The organism is Streptomyces sp. SA15 (assembly GCF_002291145.1).
Classification (GTDB): domain Bacteria; phylum Actinomycetota; class Actinomycetes; order Streptomycetales; family Streptomycetaceae; genus Streptomyces.
The window spans coordinates 26,140-47,613 of the sequence record NZ_NTGE01000018.1; the positions used below are offsets into that span (position 1 = coordinate 26,140).

21 protein-coding genes are annotated in these 21,474 nt (G+C 70.8%); 10 read left to right on the forward strand and 11 right to left on the reverse strand.

The features are described 5' to 3' along the window. Positions 1-12: 12 nt before the first annotated feature. Together CLM62_RS03255 and CLM62_RS03260 are read right to left on the reverse strand one after the other, a co-directional pair. On the reverse strand, positions 13-1,872 hold the full coding sequence (locus CLM62_RS03255) for an AAA family ATPase (protein ID WP_095748356.1): 1,860 nt from the start codon (positions 1,870-1,872) through the stop codon (positions 13-15). 443 nt (positions 1,873-2,315) lie between these two features. Next, on the reverse strand, positions 2,316-2,978 hold the full coding sequence (locus CLM62_RS03260; protein ID WP_095748357.1) for a uridine kinase: 663 nt from the start codon (positions 2,976-2,978) through the stop codon (positions 2,316-2,318). Positions 2,979-3,121: 143 nt separating this feature from the next. Between CLM62_RS03260 and CLM62_RS03265 the strand changes: the two genes are divergently transcribed. The 3 genes from CLM62_RS03265 (at position 3,122) to CLM62_RS03270 (ending at position 5,500) form a co-directional block, all read left to right on the forward strand. After that, positions 3,122-4,495, forward strand: coding sequence for a peptidase C39 family protein (locus tag CLM62_RS03265; protein WP_095748358.1), 1,374 nt, complete (start codon positions 3,122-3,124; stop codon positions 4,493-4,495). 140 nt (positions 4,496-4,635) lie between these two features. Further along, positions 4,636-4,776, forward strand: a complete 141-nt coding sequence (locus CLM62_RS48505) for an SCO1431 family membrane protein (RefSeq protein ID WP_107483752.1) — start codon at positions 4,636-4,638, stop codon at positions 4,774-4,776. Between the two features lie 64 nt (positions 4,777-4,840). Beyond that, the gene (locus CLM62_RS03270; RefSeq protein ID WP_095748359.1) at positions 4,841-5,500 is read left to right on the forward strand and encodes a TetR/AcrR family transcriptional regulator; all 660 of its coding nucleotides are present in this window, start codon (positions 4,841-4,843) and stop codon (positions 5,498-5,500) included. 53 nt (positions 5,501-5,553) lie between these two features. On the opposite strand, the gene CLM62_RS03275 is transcribed toward CLM62_RS03270, so the two are convergent. Next, positions 5,554-6,792, reverse strand: a complete 1,239-nt coding sequence (locus tag CLM62_RS03275) for a glycoside hydrolase family 18 protein (protein ID WP_095748360.1) — start codon at positions 6,790-6,792, stop codon at positions 5,554-5,556. A gap of 337 nt (positions 6,793-7,129) precedes the next feature. Between CLM62_RS03275 and CLM62_RS03280 the strand changes: the two genes are divergently transcribed. Then, positions 7,130-8,302, forward strand: coding sequence for an acyl-CoA dehydrogenase family protein (locus tag CLM62_RS03280; RefSeq protein WP_095748361.1), 1,173 nt, complete (start codon positions 7,130-7,132; stop codon positions 8,300-8,302). Here the strand turns inward: CLM62_RS03280 and CLM62_RS50985 are convergent. After that, a complete protein-coding gene (locus CLM62_RS50985) occupies positions 8,265-8,513 on the reverse strand; it encodes a hypothetical protein (protein WP_095748362.1) in 249 nt (82 codons plus the stop codon). The genes CLM62_RS03280 and CLM62_RS50985 overlap by 38 nt on opposite strands. 262 nt (positions 8,514-8,775) lie before the next feature. Next, positions 8,776-9,210 (reverse strand): hypothetical protein, encoded by a 435-nt coding sequence (locus CLM62_RS03290; protein ID WP_095748363.1) that lies wholly within the window; start codon positions 9,208-9,210, stop codon positions 8,776-8,778. Positions 9,211-9,479: 269 nt separating this feature from the next. Between CLM62_RS03290 and CLM62_RS03295 the strand changes: the two genes are divergently transcribed. The 4 genes from CLM62_RS03295 (at position 9,480) to fxsA (ending at position 13,556) form a co-directional block, all read left to right on the forward strand. Continuing rightward, entirely contained in the window at positions 9,480-9,920 is a 441-nt protein-coding gene (locus tag CLM62_RS03295; RefSeq protein WP_095748364.1) for an Lrp/AsnC family transcriptional regulator, read from the forward strand. A 47-nt stretch (positions 9,921-9,967) separates the two neighbouring features. Continuing rightward, on the forward strand, positions 9,968-11,569 hold the full coding sequence (locus CLM62_RS03300) for an amidohydrolase (RefSeq protein ID WP_095748365.1): 1,602 nt from the start codon (positions 9,968-9,970) through the stop codon (positions 11,567-11,569). Between the two features lie 547 nt (positions 11,570-12,116). Beyond that, complete coding sequence (locus CLM62_RS03305; protein WP_095748366.1) at positions 12,117-12,917, forward strand: polyprenol monophosphomannose synthase; 801 nt, start codon at positions 12,117-12,119, stop codon at positions 12,915-12,917. A 72-nt stretch (positions 12,918-12,989) separates the two neighbouring features. Then, positions 12,990-13,556: an FxsA family membrane protein gene (fxsA, locus tag CLM62_RS03310; protein WP_095748367.1), complete on the forward strand. Its 567-nt coding sequence runs from the start codon at positions 12,990-12,992 to the stop codon at positions 13,554-13,556. Positions 13,557-13,718: 162 nt separating this feature from the next. On the opposite strand, the gene CLM62_RS03315 is transcribed toward fxsA, so the two are convergent. The 4 genes from CLM62_RS03315 to CLM62_RS03330 form a co-directional block, all read right to left on the reverse strand. After that, positions 13,719-14,093, reverse strand: a complete 375-nt coding sequence (locus CLM62_RS03315) for an RNA polymerase-binding protein RbpA (RefSeq protein ID WP_003977404.1) — start codon at positions 14,091-14,093, stop codon at positions 13,719-13,721. 267 nt (positions 14,094-14,360) lie between these two features. Then, the gene (locus CLM62_RS03320) at positions 14,361-15,707 is read right to left on the reverse strand and encodes an MFS transporter (RefSeq protein ID WP_107483753.1); all 1,347 of its coding nucleotides are present in this window, start codon (positions 15,705-15,707) and stop codon (positions 14,361-14,363) included. Positions 15,708-15,764: 57 nt separating this feature from the next. Then, positions 15,765-16,532: a glycerophosphodiester phosphodiesterase gene (locus CLM62_RS03325; RefSeq protein ID WP_095748368.1), complete on the reverse strand. Its 768-nt coding sequence runs from the start codon at positions 16,530-16,532 to the stop codon at positions 15,765-15,767. Further along, on the reverse strand, positions 16,529-17,218 hold the full coding sequence (locus CLM62_RS03330) for a hypothetical protein (RefSeq protein ID WP_179381917.1): 690 nt from the start codon (positions 17,216-17,218) through the stop codon (positions 16,529-16,531). The genes CLM62_RS03325 and CLM62_RS03330 overlap by 4 nt, the downstream gene beginning before the upstream one ends. A 64-nt stretch (positions 17,219-17,282) precedes the next feature. Here CLM62_RS03330 and CLM62_RS03335 point away from each other — a divergent pair, with 64 nt between their 5' ends. Continuing rightward, entirely contained in the window at positions 17,283-18,779 is a 1,497-nt protein-coding gene (locus tag CLM62_RS03335; RefSeq protein WP_095748369.1) for a PLP-dependent aminotransferase family protein, read from the forward strand. A gap of 26 nt (positions 18,780-18,805) precedes the next feature. Here the strand turns inward: CLM62_RS03335 and CLM62_RS03340 are convergent, their stop codons facing one another. Continuing rightward, positions 18,806-20,452, reverse strand: coding sequence for an ABC transporter ATP-binding protein (locus CLM62_RS03340; protein ID WP_095748370.1), 1,647 nt, complete (start codon positions 20,450-20,452; stop codon positions 18,806-18,808). Positions 20,453-20,492: 40 nt separating this feature from the next. After that, complete coding sequence (locus CLM62_RS03345) at positions 20,493-20,687, reverse strand: hypothetical protein (protein ID WP_095748371.1); 195 nt, start codon at positions 20,685-20,687, stop codon at positions 20,493-20,495. A 261-nt stretch (positions 20,688-20,948) separates the two neighbouring features. On the opposite strand from CLM62_RS03345, the gene CLM62_RS03350 reads away from it, so the two are divergent. Beyond that, complete coding sequence (locus CLM62_RS03350; protein ID WP_095748372.1) at positions 20,949-21,341, forward strand: ankyrin repeat domain-containing protein; 393 nt, start codon at positions 20,949-20,951, stop codon at positions 21,339-21,341. The last annotated feature ends 133 nt before the right edge of the window (positions 21,342-21,474 follow it).

Here is a 21,474-nt window from a genome sequence, read left to right on the forward strand (position 1 = left end):
CCGCAGGATCCGTCACATGGCCGACGGATCCTGCGGCCCCCTCCCCGACAGCACCTCCCCATAGGCCTGCATCAAGTCCGGCAACCGCAGCGTCGACAAGTCATCCCGAGTCAGCACCCCCGGATACGTCGTCAACCGCAGATCCCGATACGCACAGCTCTTCTCATACAGCGTCCGCAGGAACCGCCCGTTCCCCAACTCGTCGATCCACCCCTGATCGACCACATGCCCCGCGATCGACCGCAGCTCGTCCAGCGCCTCCTCGTCCCACACGTCCCCGTTCTCCGCGGCCAGCACCTCACCGATCGAGGTGAGTTCGAGTGGACGATAGGACGGAAAGTCGACGCGGGTCGTGAAGCGGGACGACAGCCCGGGGTTCGCGGCAAGCAGCCGGTCCATGCCCTCCGGATAGCCGGCCAGGATCACCACCAGGTGGTCACGGTTGTCCTCCGCCCGTTTCAACAGCACCTGCAGCGCCTCGTCGCCGTACGCGTCGCCCTTGCCGTAACCGGAGTTGGACAGCGAGTACGCCTCATCGACGAACAACACACCGCCCAGCGCGGAGTCGATCAGCTCGTTGGCCTTCACGGCGGTCTGGCCGAGGTACTCGCCGACCAGGTCGGCCCGCTGGGCCTCCACGAGGTGGTCACCGCCGAGCAGCCCGAGGGCGTAGAAGACGCGGCCCAGGATGCGGGCCACCGTGGTCTTGCCGGTGCCGGAGGGGCCCGAGAAGACGAAGTGCCGCTTGGGCGGCTGGACCGGCAGGCCCTGCCCGGCGCGCAGCCGGGCCATGTTCAACTGCGCGGACAACGCCTTGACCTGGCGTTTCACCGGCTCCAGGCCCACCATGCGCTCGAGCTCGGCGAGCGCCTCCTCGAGCAGCGCGGGATCGGTGGGACCGGCGGGCAGCGACTGCGTGGGGACGATCTTCTCGCGTACCGCCGGGTCGGTCACCGACGGCAGGGAACCGGTGGGTGGCTCGGGCTCCGAGAACTTCAGGTCCCGTCCCTCGGTGCCGAAGAGCGGGTCGAGCCCCTCGGGGCCGTCCACGGCGTCCTGCCCGGCGCCGGTGAGAGTGATCGCCGCCAGGTCGGCCGAGTCGTCGTACCCGTCGCCCTCGGCGATCGCGGCGAGCCGGGCCGAGGTGTCCATGAACGCGGGGTCGACCCGGTGCACGGCGCGGTACAACGGCAACGCGGCGGCACTGCGCCCCGTTCCCTCGTGGGCCCGCGCCAGCCAGTACCGCAGCTCCTTGCGCTGCGGCTGCTCGCTGCGACAGCGCATCAGGGCCGCCGACAGCAGGGGCTCGGCCTGCCCGTACATCTCCAGCCGGACCCGGGCCATGCCGCCGAACAGACCCGCCTCGATGCCCAGCATGGGGTCGTCGAGCAGCGGGTCGGTGTGCCGGACCAGCTGTTCCCAGTCCTTGACGAGATAGGAGCGGCAGGCGTGCAGGAAACGGACCTGCGGGTCGGCGTCCACGGGGGGCAGGCCCGCGAGGGCCCGGTCGAGTTCCGGGACGTGCCGGCCGTCCAGCCAGTGCGAGGCGTGGGCGAGGAGCAGGTCGCGCGGGCTCTCCAGCACCGGCTGCACCCACCAGCCCAGCCAGTACCAGGAGTTGAGGGTGCGGCGATGTCGGGTGCGCTGTTCGCCGAAGCGGTCGCGGTGCCGGAACATCCTGAGCAGCGCGGTCGTCGTGTCGACGCGCAGCGCGTGCAGTCCGAGCCAGCCGTCGGCCATCCCGGGATCGATCCGCACCGCGGTGCGGAACTCCTCCTCCGCCTGCGGATAGGCGCCCATCGTGTAGGCGTCCACGCCCCGCAGCCAGGCGAGGTCGGCCGGGGCCTCGGGGCCCTGCGTGCCGAAGTCCATCACGTCCCCCACAAACCGTGCCCCCGTTTGGTTCGCCGGCGGGCCGGTGCCCGTCGGCCGCCTTGGTCCAACCGCTGTGCCGCGGACCGGAGTTGCAACGGTGCGCAGAGCAGCCGTCCGTAGGTCGCACCGAGGGCATCGTACCTGCGCAGGTGTCGCCCACCGAAGGGTGGCGCACGGGACGTTTGGCGAGGTGGGAGCATTCGGGCGGAGTCCGCATGGTGACCGAGGGTGAGCGAATCGTGTCACGCGGCGCTCGAAATGAGGGGCGGAAACAAGGAAGAGGGCAGAACGAAGCCCCCGATCACGGGGGAACAACCGGGGGCTTCGCGTCTGCGGGCGGCTCGAATGACCGCACATTGAGAACGTAAGTCCTGTACGGCCCCTCGGTCAAGACGAGTTGAAGCACTCCGGGAAGTTGTCCCGCAAGGCTCTTCACAAGTTCAGCACACTGCGGATGGTCCGTCACCCTGCGTGATGACCTGGTCCGGACCAATGGTCCCGGCAGGCCCGGAAAGCACCTCATATCCCTTCTCGCACTGACGTACCAAGAGGTCGGCGAAGGGCCGGGAAGGGTCTTCGGCGAAGTGCCGGCGTTCCGCCCTGACCCATCCGGCCCAGAACTCCCGCTGCTCCTCCCCGTCCCGGGAGCGTCCGCGCGACCAGGACTCCTCGTCCGGCAGCTCCATCCACAGCAGCTGCGCCAGATGCGGGCGCAGTGCGCGGCGGCCCGCGCCGACCCCCTCCAGAAGGATCACCGCGGCGGGCGGCAGTGCGTGCGGCGGTCCGAAGCGACGGGCGCGCCAGTCGTACGGCGTGTAGTGCGCGGTCTCGCCCCGGCGGAGCGGCTCGATCACCTGGTCCAGCAGTCGTCCGGTCCATCCGAAGAGCTCGTCGTGACTGGCGATGTCGTCGAGGCGCAGCACCGGCGCGCCGCCCAGCGCCCGGGCCAACTGTCCGGCGAACGTGGACTTGCCGGATCCGGCGTGCCCGTCGACGCCGACGAGGCGGACCGGGCCGCAGGAGGGGGGCAGGCGGCGGATCCGGGAGGTGAGCTCGTGAATGACCGTTCCTGGGGGAGGGGTGGGCGTATCTGCGTGAAACATTCTAGGGACGCGCCAGGGGCCGAGGTGCTGGCAGGAGCATGCCGCCTGCTCCATAGTTGGCGCACAACCGTGCACCTGGACCCACCCCGACTAGCCGTGCATTGGACCCACCCCGACTCGGACACCTGGGGGTCACTGAGCCCATGAGCAGAGCCGAACAGCCGTCCCGCAGAACTGTCCTGACCGCCGCGGTCGTCGCCGCGGTGGCGGGCAGCGGGGGCCCGGCGGTCGCCGAAGGCGCGGGCGGCGCCGTGACCGACGCCGCGGACCCCGCACAGGCTCCGGTCCGCCCGGTCGACAACCGCTTCTGGACCACGTACACCGACTGGCGCGGCGGCACCGCGAAGGGCACCCGGGCCGTCGCCGGCTCCCGCCCGGGCGTCGTGATCGGCGCCCCCGCGGGCATGACCGACTACACCGACCCGCACACCGGCAGGACCGCCGCCTGGGAGTACGCGACCTGGACGTCCCCCGTCCACAAACTCGCCGTCCCCGCCACGGAGGCGATCGCCTCCTGGAACGCGCACACCCCGGCCGGCACCTGGCTCCAGGTCGAGCTCAAGGGCACCTACTCCGACGGCTCGGCCACACCCTGGTACGTGATGGGCCGCTGGGCGGCCGGCGACCAGGACATCAAGCGGACCTCGGTCGACGACCAGAGTGACGGCAAGAGCAGCATCTCGACGGACACCTTCGCCGTCGACGACCCGGCCACGGGCCTGCGCCTGGCCTCGTACCGCCTCCGGCTCACCCTCTACCGCAAGCCCGGTACGAAGACCACGCCGACCGTCTGGCGGCTCGGCGCGATGGGCTCGGACGTCCCCGACCGCTTCACCGTCCCGGCGTCCGCCCCCGGCCTCGCCCAGGAGCTGATCGTCCCGCGCTACTCGCAGGAGATCCACGTCGGTCAGTACCCCGAGTACGACAACGGAGGCGAGGCCTGGTGCAGCCCCACCTCCTCGCAGATGATCATCGAGTACTGGGGCGGCCGGCTCACCCGCGAACAGCTGGCGTGGGTCGACCCGTCGTACGCCGACCCGCAGGTGTGCCACGCGGCCCGGTTCACCTACGACCACCAGTACGCGGGCTGCGGCAACTGGCCGTTCAACGCGGCCTACGCGGCCACCTTCAAGGGCCTCCAGGGCGTGGTCACCCGGCTCGGTTCCCTCACCGACCTCGAGACGCTGATCGCGGCCGGCATCCCGGCCATGACGTCCCAGTCCTTCCTCAAGGAGGAGCTCACGGGGGCGGGGTACGGCACCGCCGGGCACCTGATGACCGTCATCGGCTTCACCGCGTCCGGCGATGTGATCGCGAACGATCCGGCGTCGCCGAGCAACGAGACGGTGCGGCGCGTCTACAAGAGGCGTGAGTGGGAGAACATCTGGCTCAGGACCAAGCGGTACAACGCCGGCGGCAAGGTCGTCTCCGGCACCGGCGGCGTCTGCTACCTGTACTTCCCGGACCGTCCGACCTCGCGCCAGCTCAAGGCGCTCGCGGCAGTGGGCGTCCGCTGAGCCGTACCGTGACGGCCCCGGTGAGCCCGCCGGGGACCGTCGTCTGTGACCAACGTCTCCGCCGCACGAGCCGCCCACGATGGCAAGGTGGACACAACCGCAGGGGGAGTCCACCGCACGTCCGACACCAGCGAGACGCCATGACCGCACAAGCAGCCACCGCCGCCCGCACCCGTACCGGCGGCCCCCGGGAAGACGGCCCGAAGCTCCTCGAGCACGCCATGGGCTGGACCCTCGTCGTGGTGATCGCGATGCTCGTCACCCAGCTCGGCCTGCTGTGACCTGCCCCATACCCGACCTGCCATACTGCGGGTGTCCCGCCGCCCGTTGAGACCAGGGTCGAAATTGAATATCAGCCAACAGCGCGACGCCGCCCGCCCGCGGGCACGCGGCACCGAGCGCTCGGTCGCACGCCGTGCCGAACTCATCGCCATCGGGCGGAAGTTGTTCGCCGACACGTCGTACGACGCACTCTCCATGGACGACATCGCCCGGCAGGCGCATGTCGCCAAAGGGCTGATCTACTACTACTTCCAGTCCAAGCGCGGCTACTACCTGGCCATCATCCAGGACTCCGTCGCCGACCTGGTCACCTACGCGGCGAGCGGCCTCGAACTGGAACCGGTGGACCGCGTCCACCGCACCATCGACAGCTATCTGCGCTACGCCGAGCACAACCAGGCCGCCTACCGCACGATCGTCAGCGGCGGAGTCGGCTTCGACACCGAGGTGCACGCCATCCGGGACGGGGTGCGCGAGGCGATCGTCGCGACCATAGCCGAAGGGGCGTACGGCCGCGGCGACATCGTCCCGCTGGCCCGCATGGGCCTGCTGGCCTGGGTGTGCAGCGTCGAGGGAGCGGCCCTCGACTGGATCGACCACCCCGAGCTCTCCCGGGACACCATGCGCGAACTGCTGGTGAGGATGCTCGGCGGCGCCATGCGCGCCATCGAGGACATGGATCCCGCCTACCCGGCCCCGAAGCCGGCCCGCCGGAACCCCTGACGGGCCGGGGCGGAGGCTCGTGGTCCTCCGCCCCAAGCCCTCTGCGGGACCGCCTAGTTGATGGCCTTGATCAGCTCACCGCCCGCGGTGTCCCCGCTCAGCTCCCAGAAGAAGGTGCCGCCGAGGCCCTGCTGGTTCTTGTACGTCATCTTCGTCGCGATGGTCCCGGGCGTGTCATAGCTCCACCAGTTGGTCCCGCACTTGGCGTACGCGGTGCCGGCGACCGTCCCCGTCGCCGGGCACTTCGTCTTCAGCACCTTGTAGTCCTCGATGCCCTGCTCGTACGTCCCCGCCGCCGGGCCCGTCGCGGTGCCACCCGGTGCCGACTGCGTGACGCCGGTCCAGCCGCGGCCGTAGAAGCCGATGCCGAGCAGCAGCTTCGAGGCCGGGATGCCGAGGCCCTTGAGCTTCGCGATGGTCGCCGAGCTGTGGTTGCCCGCCTTCGGGATGCCGGAGTAGGAGTTCAGCGGCGAGTGCGGAGCCGTCGGCCCGGTCGCGTCCCAGGCGCCGAAGAAGTCGTACGTCATCGGGTTGTACCAGTTCACGTACTGCGCCGCGCCCGCGTAGTCCGCCGCGTCGATCCTGCCGCCGGGCGTGGCGTCGGCGGTGATCGCCGCGGTGACCAGCGCACCGCTCCCGAACTTCGCGCGCAGCGCCGCCATCAGGTTCTTGAAGGCGGCCCTCCCGCTGGTGTCACAGGTGGCGCCGCAGGCGTTCGGATACTCCCAGTCGATGTCGATGCCGTCGAAGACATCGGCCCACTTGGAGTTCTCCACCAGGTCGTAGCAGGACTGCGCGAACGCGGCCGGGTTCTTCGCGGCCTCGCCGAAGCCGCTCGACCAGGTCCAACCGCCGAAGGACCACAGGACCTTGAGGTTCGGGTGCTTCTTCTTCAGCTCGCGCAGCTGGTTGAAGGTGCCGCGCAGCGGCTGGTCCCAGGTGTCGGCGACGCCGTCGACGGACTCGGCCGCGGTGTACGCCCGGTCGGTCGCCGCGTAGGCGTCGCCCATCGCGCACTTGCCGCCGGTGACGTTGCCGAAGGCGTAGTTGATGTGGGTGAGCCTCGCCGCCGAGCCCGTGGTCTCGATGTTCTTGACGTAGTACTTGCGGTCGTAGGTGCCCCATTCGGTGAAGTAGCCGATCACCTTGGAGCCGGCGGCCTTCTGGGCCGCGGGAGTCGCGGTGGCGGTGGCGGCGCCCGCGCCGGCGAGCAGCCCGGCGCCCAGGACGGCGCAGCACGCGGCGGAGACGAGCGCCCTGAACAGGGCGCCTGGACGGTGGGGAATGAGCATCGAGTATCTCCTCGTGGGGGAGAGGGGAACGCGCGCGATTGGCATGAACGCGATGAAGCGCTGCGCCGAAACAGTAGGAGGACTAGACCAGTTCGTCAATGGTTCGGACCAAGCCGGAAAGTCGCGGATCCTCCGCGGGTAGGTTTCTTGAAGTAAGCGGTCGTTAACCGGTGACTGCATGCCTCCGATCGGGCATACTCACAGCACAGAGCCGCTGGTCAGCAGCTTCCGAGACCCGGCAGCGCGAGCATCGGCCGGCACCCAGCAAGACCCGGCGGAACCGCCCCCACCCAAGGCGCACGCCCGCCGACTGCCCGACAGGGAGGAGAGCGTCGCCATGCCCGACCGCGCCCCGCAGCCGGTGGACCGCCAACTGCCCACGGACGAGGCCCGGGATCTGATCTCGCTCGTCCGTGACATCGCGCAGCACGAGATCGCCCCGAAGGCGGCCGAGGAGGAGGACGCCGGGCGCTTCCCGCGCGAGGTCTTCACCCTGCTCTCCGAATCCGGACTGCTCGGCCTGCCGTACGACTCCGAGTACGGCGGCGGCGACCAGCCGTACGAGGTCTACCTCCAGGTCCTCGAAGAACTCGCCGCGGCCCGCCTCACCGTCGGCCTCGGCGTCAGCGTGCACACCCTGGCCTCCTACGCGCTCGCCACCTACGGCACCAAGGAGCAGCAGGTCGAGCACCTGCCCGCGATGCTCGGCGGCGGCCTGCTGGGTGCTTATTGCCTCTCGGAGCCGTCGTCGGGATCGGACGCGGCCTCGCTGCGGACCAAGGCGGTGCGGGACGGCGACAACTGGGTGATCACCGGAACCAAGGCCTGGATCACGCACGGCGGAATCGCCGACTTCTACACGGTCATGGCGCGTACGGGCGAGGAGGGGCCGCGCGGGATCACGGCGTTCCTGGTGCCCGGAGGCGCGGAGGGCCTGAGCGCCGCGGCGCCGGAGAAGAAGATGGGCATGAAGGGCTCGCCGACCGCGCAGGTCCACTTCGACGGCGTGCGGGTCTCCGAGGAGCGGCGCATCGGCGACGAGGGCCAGGGCTTCGCGATCGCCCTGTCCGCGCTCGACTCCGGGCGGCTCGGCATCGCGGCCTGCGCCATCGGTGTCGCCCAGGCGGCGCTCGACGAGGCGGTGGGGTACGCGACCGGGCGGCAGCAGTTCGGGCGGCCGATCGCCGACTTCCAGGGCCTGCGCTTCATGCTCGCGGACATGGCGACCCAGATCGAGGCCGGCCGGGCGCTGTACCTGGCGGCCGCGCGGTTGCGGGACGCGGGCCGGCCGTTCGCCAAGCAGGCGGCCATGGCCAAGCTGCACTGCACCGACACGGCGATGAAGGTGACCACCGACGCCGTCCAGATCCTCGGCGGATACGGCTACACCGCGGACTTCCCGGCCGAGCGCTACATGCGCGAGGCCAAGGTCCTGCAGATCGTCGAGGGTACGAATCAGATCCAGCGGATGGTCATCGCCCGTCACCTCGCGGGTCCCGAGAGCCGCTGAACTGACCACGCGTGACCAGGGGCGCCGCGAGCCTGACCCACTCCGGGTCGTGGCGCCCCGGCAGTGTGCGGCCCCGGTCGGCCCAAGTACGCAGCAGATCACGGTAGATGGGCGGGTCCTGAACCTGAGGCGGCGCAAGCGGAACCGATCCTGCGGGTGCGGGTACGAACAGGCGGCGCTGCCGTCCGATCGTTGTGTAGGTGGGGGGCATACCGGGACAACGCGGAGAACGACGGACAGGTCACCGCTCCCGGGAATCGGGCGTGAGTTCGCGGAGGTCAGGAAGGGGCCGACTCGCGACGACTGTCCGACGTACCGTCCATCTTCCTGACATATCGTCATGCGTCTTCGTTCATGCACCTCGTCATGCACCTGATGTGCCGTCAAGTGCCATCGGGCGCACTGAACCCGCACCACGGCAACCTGCCGAGCCATGGTGCAGGTCAGTCACGGAGGTTGGAGCGAGGCCGCTCTCAGGCGGCGTGGCGCCGCATGACGGGCACCCGGATCGGGCGGGACCCCGGGCCGCCCACGTGCGAGAAGGGCTGCGTCCGCCAGTCGAGTCCCTGTGGGAGCGTCAACAGCAGGGCCGTGTCCTGCTCCTGGGGCTCCACCGACTCGTCGGCCGGACGGGCCTCGGACGCGGTGCGGCCCGTACCGGCGCAGACCGTGAGTCCGAACGGGTTCCACGGTGAGGCGCACAGCGCGTGCTCCGGCAGGACCTCCTCGTCCGCCAGCAGCGCGATGGGCTGCGCGCAGTCCGGGCAGATCACCCGGTACATCTCGAAGGTGTCGTACGCGTCGGGTTCGTCGTCGTAGGCGTCGGGTTCGACGCCCTCCGGCTCGGGCTCGACGACCGTCTGGAGCCGCTTGGGTGCGGTGCGACCAGGGCGCTTAAGACTCTGCATATGGGTTCTCCCCCTCGGGCTGGGCCGTGAAGGCGCTGCGGCCTCGACCACAGCAAGCACTTCCCGCCCCGTCTCGGCGGTAATCACGAGAACATCACGGAGCCCGTTCGGGGTGTGTGGTGTTCGTCACATGCCGCCCGCAGGTGCCCGGCGCGGCCGCTTTGTCCCCCCAACGGCTCACAGGCTGCTCTCGGCCACATCACGAACCGGGTATGACCTGCGCCGCTCAGGTATCGGAGGAGATCAAGGGCACTGTAGGTTCTTGCGCCATGGAGGAGCTGGACCGACAAATCGTGCAGCTGCTCGTCAAGGACGGGCGGATGAGCTACACAGACCTGGGCAAAGCCACGGGCCTGTCCACGTCGGCCGTGCACCAGCGGGTGCGCCGGCTGGAACAGCGTGGCGTCATCCGTGGCTACGCCGCGGTCGTCGACCCGGAGGCCGTCGGGCTGCCGCTGACCGCCTTCATCTCGGTGAAGCCGTTCGACCCCAGCGCCCCCGACGACATCGCGGACCGCCTGTCCGGCGTCCCCGAGATCGAGGCCTGCCACAGCGTCGCGGGCGAGGAGAACTACATCCTCAAGGTGCGCGTGGCCACACCGCACGAACTGGAGGAGCTGCTGGCGCGGCTCAGGGGCCTGGCGGGGGTGTCCACGCGGACTACGGTCGTCCTGTCGACGCCGTACGAGGCGCGGCCGCCGCGCATCTGACCGACCTGCGTGCCGTGCGGCTCAGGTGAGGCGCGAGACTGTTCCCCATGAGTGAGCGCACCCCCGAGCCGAACACTGTCCTGCTGCGTCGCGGAGAAGTCCACAGCCCGGCCGACCCCTTCGCCACAGCGATGGTCGTCGAGCGCGGCCAGGTCGCCTGGGTCGGCTCAGAAGGCGCCGCAGACGCCTTCGCGGACGGCGTCGACGAGGTCATCGACCTGGACGGCGCCCTCGTCACCCCGGCGTTCACCGACGCACATGTGCACACCACCTCGACGGGCCTCGCGCTCACCGGCCTCGACCTGTCCGACGCGCCCTCCCTGGAGGCGGCCCTGGCCCTCGTCCGGGACTTCGCCGCCGCCCGTCCGCACGACCGGGTCCTGCTCGGCCACGGCTGGGACGCGTCCCGCTGGCCCGGCGGCCGTCCCCCGACGCGCGCCGAGCTGGACGAGGCGACGGACGGCCGCCCCCTCTACCTGAGCCGGATCGACGTCCACTCGGCGGTCGTCACGACGGCCCTGCTGGACATGACCCCCGGCCTCGGCGTGACGGACGGCCCCCTCACCACCGACGCCCATCACGCCGTACGCGCCGCCGCGCTCGCGGCCGTGACGCCGGACCAGCGCATCGAGGCCCAGCGCACCGCCCTCGCCCACGCCGCCTCCCTCGGCATCGGCACCGTCCATGAGTGCGCCGGGCCGGAGATCTCCTCCGAGGACGACTTCACCGGCCTCCTGAAACTCGCCTCGCAGCACTCAGGGCCGCGAGTCGTCGGCTACTGGGCCGAGCAGGACGTCCAGAAGGCGCGTGAGCTGGGCGCGATCGGCGCCGCCGGTGATCTGTTCGCCGACGGGGCCCTCGGCTCCCACACCGCCTGCCTGCACCAGCCGTACGCCGACGCCGACCACACCGGCATCGCCTACCTGGACGCGGCCGCCGTGGCCGCCCACGTCGTCGCCTGCACCGAGGCGGGCCTTCAGGCGGGCTTCCACGCGATCGGCGACGCCGCCGTGAGCGCTGTCGTCGAGGGCGTGCGCGCCGCCGCCGAGAAGCTGGGCCTCGGCCGCGTCAGGGCCGCCCGCCATCGCGTCGAACACGCCGAAATGCTCACCCCCGAGACGATCGCGGCCTTCGCCGAGCTCGGTCTGACCGCCTCCGTCCAGCCCGCCTTCGACGCCCTGTGGGGCGGCGAGGACGGCATGTACGCGCAGCGCCTGGGCGCCGACCGGGCCCGCACCCTGAACCCCTTCGCCGCTCTGCTGCGCGCCGGCGTCCCGCTCGCCTTCGGCTCCGACAGCCCGGTCACGCCCCTGGACCCCTGGGGCACGGTCCGCGCGGCCGCCTTCCACCGCACCCCGGAACACCGCGTCTCCGTACGGGCCGCGTTCACCGCGCACACGCGCGGCGGCTGGCGGGCGATCGGGCGGGACGACGCAGGGGTCCTGGTGCCCGGCGCGCCCGCGGACTACGCCGTGTGGCGCACCGACGAGCTGGTCGTCCAGGCCCCCGACGACCGGGTCGCCCGCTGGTCGACCGACCCCCGCTCCGGCACCCCCGGTCTGCCCGACCTGACTCCGGGCCGTGACCTGCCCGTCTGCCTGCGTACCGTGGTGGGCGGACGGACGGTTTTCGTACGGCCGGGCGAGTGATCTCCTGGGGTGGCGTGGCGCCGATCGGCCGTCGCCGCCGCGTCGCGCGACCTGCGTATCCTCCGCACTGACCAGGGCATTGACCAAAAGCCCGCAGGTCGAACGGCTGTTGACAGCCGATGGCAGCGGGCCGATAGGTTCGGCCGAGTCCACCACCGGACGCCCGACCGGGGAACGTCCACGACTCGTCGCGGCGCCGCTGGGTCAGGGACGGTGTGCCGCACCGGGGCACCGCCACTGGGAGCCAGGCTCAGCGCCGTCGCCAGGGCGAGGCAACGTTTCGGCCGGTCGGGGAGGTGTGACCCGGGTGGGGCCCGGGCGCTCAGTAGACAACGGCTTGGGGTCGACTCGCAGCCAGCGGGTCCCAGGTCGGCCCGAAGGGCGCCGGGCCCCCATCCGCAGAACGCGCGGTGAACGCACGGCGGCCGGAATTCGCACTCTTACCCCGCTCTCGTGGAAACGACACCACCATACGAACGTCTTGTCACGTCATCGCAGGCTGCGGCCACTATGGTGGACCTCTGCGTACGGACATGAAGGGGCAGTAGTGAACGACGGCGACGGGACCCTCGCGGCACAGGACCGGGGGAGACAGTTCGGCCCGCTCGGCACGGCGTTGGTGATCATTCCGACCTACAACGAGGCGGAGAACATCAAGGCGATCGTCGGCCGGGTGCGCAAGGCCGTCCCCGAGGCGCACGTGCTCGTCGCCGACGACAACAGCCCCGACGGCACGGGCAAGCTGGCCGACGAACTGGCCGCCGAGGACGACCACGTCCAGGTCCTGCACCGCAGGGGCAAGGAAGGTCTCGGCGCCGCCTACCTAGCGGGCTTCCGCTGGGGCCTGGAGAAGGGGTACGGCGTCCTGATCGAGATGGACGCCGACGGCTCCCACCAGCCCGAGGAACTGCCCCGCCTGCTGACCGCCCTCAAGGGCGCCGACCTGGTCCTCGGCTCCCGCTGGGTGCCCGGCGGCCGGGTCGTGAACTGGCCGAAGTCCCGCGAGTTCATCTCCCGCGGCGGCAGCCTGTACTCGCGCCTCGCCCTGGACCTGCCGCTGCGCGACATCACCGGCGGCTACCGCGCCTTCCGCCGCGAGACCCTGGAGGGCCTCGGCCTCGAAGAGGTGGCCTCCCAGGGCTACTGCTTCCAGGTCGATCTCGCCCGCCGCGCCGTGAAGGCCGGCTACCACGTCGTCGAGGTGCCCATCACCTTCGTCGAGCGTGAACTCGGCGACTCCAAGATGAGCCGGGACATCCTCGTCGAGGCACTGTGGCGGGTTACGACGTGGGGGGTGGGCGAGCGGGTCGGCAAGATCGTCGGCCGGGGCAAGCCCTCACAGCCGTAGGGACGCCGCCGCACAGAAACGGTTGATCGACCCCTTATCCCGTACTGAGCCGTGCCCAGGCACACTGGATGCATGACGACTGGCGCTCCGACACCCACGTACCCCGCCCGGCCCCGGCGCTCCCGGCTGCGCACGTTCCTGCCGCTGGGCATCGCCGCCTGGCTGGTGCTGGAGATCTGGCTGCTGACCGTGGTCGCGGGCGCGGCGAGCGGCTTCACGGTGTTCCTGGTGCTGCTCGCCGGTTTCCTGCTCGGCTCGGTGGTCATCAAGCGGGCTGGCCGGCGCGCCTTCCAGAACCTCAACGAGGCACTGCAGCGAGGCGGCGCCCCGTCGCGGTCGAACGGCGGCGGCAACGGCCTGACGATGCTCGGCGGCCTGCTCCTGATGATCCCCGGGCTGATCTCGGACGCGGTAGGTCTGCTTCTGCTGATACCGCCGGTCCAGAAGGGGCTGAGCAATTACGCGGAGCGCACTGTCGAGCGCAAGCTGCGCGAAGCCGCCCCGGGCACCCTGGGCGACGCCTTCCAGCAGGCCCGTATGCACCGCCCCGACGGCAAGGTGGTCCCGGGCGAGGTCGTCAGGGATGAACCGGAGCCGGGGGACATGCCGCAGGACCCGCGCCCGCCGCTGACGCGCTGAACGGCTTTCGGGGCTGACCGGCTTTCGGGTGGGGCGGCTCTCGGCCGGGGCGGGCGACCCGCTCGGCCGCAACGCGAAAACCGCGGGCGCCGTACGTCGACCTCACGTACGGCGCCCGCGGTTATTCGCGTGCTGTGTAAGTCCGCCCCAGGTCCCGCAGGACTACGCCGACTTTCGGCTGTCCCTCGGGTGGACCGCGATGTTCATCGCGCCGGAGCGGAGAACGGCCAGGCGCTCCTCGAGGACCTCTTCGAGTTCCTCGCGGGTACGCCGCTCCATCAGCATGTCCCAATGCGTACGCGCGGGCTTGGCCTTCTTCTCTTCAGGGCCGTCGCCGTCTACTAGGAGTGCCTGGGCCCCGCAGACCTTGCACTCCCACTCCGGCGGGATCTCCGCCTCGACCGAGAAGGGCATCTCGAAGCGGTGCCCCTTCTCGCATGCGTACTCCACGGCCTGGCGTGGGGCCAGGTCGATGCCGCGGTCCGTCTCGTAGCTGGTCACCACGAGGCGCGTGCCGCGAAGAGCTCGCTCACTCATGAATCGTGCCTCCCGGGCTTGTCGCCCACAGGACAGGTGTCGCTGTCGTCGTCATCCGGTCAACGTCCGGTCGGCGGTAAAGATTCCCGTTCCGAGTCCCGTTCCGGGTCATGCGTCGCCGTCGTAGCCGCCCCTTGTTGTACCCACCAGCGCCCGGTTTGTCACATCTGCTAGCAGATGTCACCCAGCGTTTCGGCATCTTTGACGCGCAGTAACGGTACGCCTGGCAGGCCAAACGCGTACACTACAGCGCTTTTGTGTTGAACGCTAAATCCTTTCGGGAACCGGGTTCCCCGCCGCACCGATCGCCCGCCGCACCGGAACCCGTGCCAGCAGCACGAATCCGATGACGAAGAAGGCGACCAGCGAGATGATCGCGTCCCGGTAGCTTCCGGTCACCTGGTACGTGATCCCGAACAGCAGCGGGCCCAGCCAGCTCATGCCGCGGTCGCTCATCTCGTACGCCGAGAAGTATTCGGCCTCCTTGCCGGGCGGGACGAGATGCGAGAACAGCGAGCGGGACAGCGCCTGGCTGCCGCCGAGGACGAGCCCGATGCCGGCGGCCAGCACGAAGAACCACACGGGCGCGCCGGCGGGCAGGAAGTAGCCCGCGCCCAGCGTCACCGTCCAGGCGACCAACGAGCCGAGGATCGTGCGCTTCGCCCCGTACGTCCGGGCGAGCCGGCCCATCCCCAGCGCCCCCGCCACCGCCAGCACCTGGACCAGCAGAACGGCCCCGATGAGCGTGGACTGCCCGAGTCCGAGTTCCTCGGAGCCGTAGATCGACGCCTGGGAGATCACGGTCTGGATGCCGTCGTTGTAGATGAGGTACGCCAGCAGGAAGGCGAGTGTCAGGGGGTGGCGGCGCATGTCGCGGACGGTCGCGGCGAGCTGCCGGAAGCCGGCGGCGGTCCTGGTCTTGGTCGAAGCGCCGCGGTCGCGCAGCCGTCGTAGGGGGATGAGGGCGAAGGCGCCCCACCACAGGCCGGCGGACGCCAGGCAGATCCGGACCGCCGCGCTCTCCGAGAGGCCGAAGGAGTCGTGGGCGGTGTAGAGGACGAGATTGGCGACCAGGACCAGCGAGCCCGCCGCGTATCCGAAGGCCCAGCCCCGGGAGGAGACCGCGTCGCGTTCCTCGGGCGGGGCGATCTGCGGCAGATAGGAGTTGTAGAGCATCATCGCCACGGACTGCGCGGCGTTCGCGACGATCAGCAGGACGCCGCCGAGCAGATAGCGGTCGCCGTCGAGGAAGAACATGGCCGTCGTCGCCGCGGCCCCCGTGTAGGCGGCGGCCGCCAGGAGGGGCTTCTTGCGGCCCGTGCGGTCGGCGGCGGCGCCGACCAGGGGCATCAGCAGCACGGCCACGATCACCGACAGGGACACCGAGTACGCGAAGAAGGAACCGGCGCGCACCGGGATCCCGAGGGGGTGCACGAAGCCGTCGGTGTCCGCCGCCGACTCGGCGACCGACGTCAGATAGGGCCCCAGGAACACGGTGAGCACGCTGGTCGAGTAGACGGAGCAGGCCCAGTCGTAGAAGTACCAGCCGCGCTGTTCGCGCCGCCGTTCGGCGGCCTCGTCGGCCGCTTCCGTCCGCACGGTGTCGGTGCCCACCCGTGCCCTCGCTTCCCCGTGAAAGGTGCCGCGCGGAGCATCCGGCCCTCAGGGGGTTCAGACCCAGACGCCCCGGTCCTCCATGACCTTGCGCAGCGTGTCGATGTGATCGGTCATGATGCCATCGACTCCCAGGTCCAGGAGCCGGTGCATGCGCTCCGGCTCGTTGACCGTCCACACGTGGACCTGCAGCCCCCGCGCGTGGGCGGTGCGCAGGAAGAGGTGGTCCACCACCTGGATACCGGACTGGGCCTCGGGCACCTGCGCGGCCACCGCGGAGCGGCGCACCACGGCCGGCAGCCCCCAGGAGCGCAGCCGCAGATTGAGCACACCACGGGTGCCGTACGAGGTCGCCAGGCGAGGCCCGGCCAGCCGCTGGGCGCGGACGACACGGGCTTCCGCGAACGAGCCGACGCAGATCCGGTCCCAGGAGTTCGTGCGCTCGATCAGCTCCAGCAGGGGAAGGAGCGCCGACTCCGCCTTGACGTCGATGTTCCAGCGCGCCTCGGGGAAGGCCTCCAGGAGCTCTTCGAAGAGGGGCACAGGTTCCTTGCCCGCCACGCGCGCGTGCCGTACGTCCTTCCACATCAGGTCCGCGATCCGGCCCGCCCCGTCGGTCACCCGGTCCAGTGTCGCGTCGTGGAAGGCGACCAGCTTGCCGTCCGCCGTGGCGTGGACGTCGGTCTCCAGGTAGCGGTAGCCCGCCTCGACCGCGCGCCGGAACTGCAGCTCGGTGTTCTCCAGGCCCTCGGCCGCGCCGCCGCGGTGGGCGAAGGGGATCGGGCCGGGATGGTCGAGGTAGGGGTGACGTATCAGCGTGCTCACGGTCGCAGTATCGCTCCCCGGGGTTGCCCCGTGGCAACGACCGTGCTGCCGCCGGATGCCGAGGGGAGGGCGAACACGCGCAGGAAGAGCTGGGCGAGCGGCCCGATCGACACCGCGTACAGGAGGGTGCCGACACCGATGGTGCCGCCCAGGACGAAACCGGTCACCACGACCGCCACCTCGACGGCCGTCCGCATGAGCCGGATCGAGCGGCCGGTGCGCCGGTGCAGACCGGTCATCAGGCCGTCCCGCGGCCCCGGCCCGAAGTTCGCGGCGATGTAGAGGCCGGTGGCCGCGCCGTTGAGCAGGATGCCGACGAGGAGAAGGGGAATGCGTACGGCGAGGGTGTGTGCCTCCGGGACCGCGGCGAGCGTGCCGTCCATGGCGATGCCGACCACGAAGACGTTGGAGACCGTGCCGAGGCCGGGGCGCTGACGCAGCGGAAGCCACAGGAGAAGGACCGCCGCGCCCACCACGATCGACACGACTCCGATCGTCAGGCCGGTGAGCTCGGCAAGACCCTGGTGCAGCACGTTCCAGGGCTCCAGACCCAGGCCCGCCTCGACGAGGAGGGCGGAGCTGGCTCCGTACAGCGCGAGACCGGCGTACAGCTGGATCAACCGCCGTCCCAGACGGCTCTTTGTGGACAAGGCAATGCCCCCCGTGGTGGTAGTGGCCTGACGCATGACACCCTGGGGCTTGGGTGGAAACGTCATCCATGGCCAATCCGGGGAAGGTGGACTGATTTCCATGGCGCAGTGGACCTCGGCAGTGGGTGCCGCACAACTCGCCCGGCTGCTCAACTCCCAGCAGGACCGCCCGGCGGGCCCCGGCACACGCCGTGCGCCCGCCTACCGTGCGCTCGCCGACGGCATCCGGCTGCTGGTGCTCGAAGGGCGCGTGCCGGTGGCCGCCCGGCTGCCCGCCGAACGCGAACTGGCCCTGTCCCTCTCCGTCAGCCGCACCACGGTCGCCGCCGCCTACGAGGCACTGCGCGCCGAGGGATTCCTGGAGTCCAGGCGCGGAGCCGGGAGCTGGACGGCCGTGCCGGCCGGGAACCCGCTGCCCGCTCGCGGTCTCGAACCCCTGCCGCCCGAGACCCTCGGCTCGATGATCGACCTGGGCTGCGCGGCCCTCCCCGCGCCCGAGCCCTGGCTGACCCGAGCCGTCCAGGGCGCCCTGGAGGAGCTGCCGCCGTACGCCCACACGCACGGCGACTATCCGGCCGGGCTGCCCGCGCTGCGCTCGATGATCGCCGAACGCTACACCGCGCGCGGGATCCCGACGATGCCCGAGCAGATCATGGTGACGACGGGTGCGATGGGCGCGATCGACGCGATCTGTCATCTCTTCGCGGGGCGGGGAGAGCGGATCGCCGTCGAGTCGCCCTCGTACGCCAACATCCTCCAGCTGATGCGGGAGGCCGGCGCCCGGCTCGTGCCCGTCGCCATGGCCGAGGGCCTCACCGGCTGGGACATGGACCGATGGCGGCAGGTACTGCGGGACGCCGCGCCCCGGATCGCGTACGTCGTCGCCGACTTCCACAACCCGACCGGCGCGCTCGCCGACGACGACCAGCGACGGCGGCTGGTGGAGGCGGCGCGGTCGGCGGGGACGGTGCTGATCGCCGACGAGACGATGAGCGAGCTGCACCTCGACGGGGACGTCGAGATGCCCCGGCCCGTGTGCGCCTTCGATCCGGCCGGGTCGACGGTCGTCACCGTCGGGTCGGCCAGCAAGGCGTTCTGGGCGGGGATGCGCATCGGGTGGGTGCGGGCGGCACCGGATGTGATCCGCAGCCTGGTCGCCGCGCGGGCGTACGCGGATCTCGGCACGCCGGTGGTTGAGCAGTTGGCCGTCAACTGGTTGTTCAGCACCGGGGGTTGGGAACACGCCGTGGAACTCCGGCGTGATCAGGCGCGGGAGAACCGGGACGCGTTGGTGACGGCGGTACGGCGGGAACTGCCGACGTGGGAGTTCGAGGTACCGAAGGGCGGGCTCACGTTGTGGGTGCGGGCCGGGGGACTGTCGGGGTCGCGGTTGGCGGAGGCGGGGGAGCGGGTCGGGGTGCGGGTGCCGTCCGGGCCGCGGTTCGGGGTGGACGGGGCATTCGAGGGGTATGTGCGGTTGCCGTTCACCGTGGGGGGTGCGGTGGCCGAGGAGGCTGCGGCTCGGTTGGCTGCGGCGGTGCGGCTTGTGGAGAGCGGGTCCGGGGGTGGGGAGACGCCTCGTACGTTCGTTGCGTGAAAGCGGCGCCCGCAGGCTGCTCGCGTCTACGTGGAGGTGCTCTCCGCCACCACAGCCTCCGAAGGCACCGGCTCCGCCGCCACCGGCTCCACTTCCACCAGCTCGGGCTTCACCAGCCCCGCCTCCACCGGTCCTGCCTCCACATGCTCCCCGTCCGCCGGCATCGTCCGCTCCGGCAGCAGCGCCAGCACCGCCTGCCGGTCCGCCTCGCTCGTCGCGTCGTCGTAGGGGTCGGGTGTCGCCGGGACCTGGAGGCGGTGGATCGGCCCCGTGCCCAGGCGGGCGTAGCCGCGGCCGGGTGGGACCTGGGCGACCGGGGTGGTGTGCGGAGGCGCGCCCAGGACCGTTTCCAGTTGCTCGGCCGTGGCCGGGCCGAGGACGACACGCGCGCGCGTGTGCTGTCGTACGGCGTCGCTCAGGGCGTCCGCGCTGTCGAACTGGTCGGCGACCACCACGGTCACGTTCACCGCGCGGCCGTGCCGCAGCGGCACCTGGAGCAGGGACTGCGGGTCCTTGCGGCCGTCGGCCGCGGCCAGGTGGGCGAAGGCGCTCGGGCGATCCAGGAGGATCCACAGGGGGCGCTTGGTGTCCACGGGTGGCGGGTGACCCGCCTGCCGGGCCTGGTTGACCGCGATGAGCCGGCGCTCCGTCTCGGTGGCCGCCCACTCCAGGCTCGCCAGCGCGCCGGACAGGCCGCACTCCACCGCCAGGACGCCGTCCCGGCCGGTCAGGCACGCGTACTCGCCGGTGCCGCCGCCCTCGACGATCAGGATGTCGCCGTACCGCAGGGCCTGGAGGGCGATGGAGCGCAGCAGGGTCGAGGTGCCGCTGCCGGGCTGGCCCATGACCAGGAGGTGCGGCTCGGTGGAGCGCAGGCCCGTGCGCCAGACGACCGGCGGCACGTCCCGCTGTTCCTCGCCGTGGGTGAGCGGGAGTGTGCGCTGGACCTGGGTGGGGTCGGTGAAGCCGAGGACCGTCTCGCCGGGGGCCGTCACGAAGTGCTGGGCCGCGATGTCGGTGGGCAGCGGCGGCAGCACGGTGACCGTGAGCTCGTTGCCTTCCTCGTCCCAGTCGAAGTGGTACTCGCGGCCGCGGCCCGACTTCGAGTGCAGCAGCTGCTGGATCCGGGCGCGGGACTCGGTCTCACCGTCGGTGAAGTACGCGGGGTAGCGGACCACGAGGTGCGTGATGCGGTCCGTCTCCTCGTCGAACTCGTAGGCGGGGAAGGCCTTTTCCCACTCCCCGCCGTGGGAGTAGAGGGGGGCCGGATCCTCGGCCGCCGAGAAGTACGGCACCAGGGCCTCGTACAGCGACCGCAGGCGCTGCGCCTGCGACTCGTCCGGTCCGTCGGGTTTCGACCGTTTGCGGTCCCGGCCCTGCCAGGCTGCCGCCGCCATCAGCGTGATGACGGCGAGCAGCGGGCCGTACGGAACGAGCGCCACGACCAGGATCACCGAGGCCACCAGGAACAGCAGCGGCGCGCGCCTGTCCTTGGGGGTGTCGGCCCAATTGCGCCGCCCGGCCGATGTCAGCCGGCGCAGACCGCGGGTGATTGTGATCAGCGGCTGGAGAACGTCGGTGGCGCTGTCGGCCGCCGTCCGGGCCAGCTCCCGGCTCCGGGCGATCTGCGCGCTGCCTGTGCTCAGGATGCGGGGGAGGGGGCGCCGGGCCACTGCTGTCTCCTGAAGGTGCGTACGGGCGGGAGGAGCGGCGTCAGAACTTGATGCCGCCGAGGAGGCTCGCCAGGCTCTCGCCGCCGGCCTTGATGCTCGGCGCGATGGCCGTACTCGCCAGGTAGAAGCCGAACAGGGCCGAGACCAGGGCGTGCGACGCCTTCAGGCCGTCCTTGCGGAAGAAGATGAAGACGACGATGCCGAGCAGAACGACGCCTGAGATGGAGAGGATCATGTGAGTGCTCCTGGTTCGTGGGGACAGTCACGATGAGTACTTCCAGGCTCACAGCATGTATCCATACTATTAAAGGTGCAACTGGGTGAAATTCGGATGATTTCGCTCGGTTGGCGGAGCTGTCTTGGACCGGTCGGGCCGGGCGCTTGCCTCCGACCGGGTCTGTGGTGATCTTTACCTCCGGCGCATCGGGTCATGTGCGGCACGAGCCAGTACCCTGGCGATTCACCTGAACGGTTGTACTGAGAGGCGGTCCACTCCATGAGTGAAGCCCCCGACCCCGAGGTCGTGGAGCTGGCGACCAAGATCTTCGATCTGGCCCGGCAGGGGCGGACGGAGGCGCTCGTGGCGTACATCGACGCGGGCGTCCCGGCCAACCTCACCAACGATCGCGGCGACTGCCTGGTGATGCTCGCCGCCTACCACGGCCACGCCGAGGCGGTGCGTGCCCTGCTCGCCCGGGGTGCCGAGGCCGACCGTGTCAACGACCGAGGCCAGACGCCACTCGCCGGCGCCGTCTTCAAGGGCGAGGAAGAAGTCATCAAGGCCCTCCTGGAGGGCGGGGCCGACCCGGCCGCCGGCACGCCGTCGGCCGTCGACACGGCCCGGATGTTCGGCAAGACACAGTTGCTCGAATTGTTCGGCGCACACTGATACGCATGCCCTGAACAGGGCAAACACAGAAAACGGGGGAGGCAGTAACCGGCCGCCGAAATTTCGGTCGCGGTAGATGGAACTGCCGAGTCATCATGACGTCGTGATTCACGGACGCGATGGCTGGGCAGGT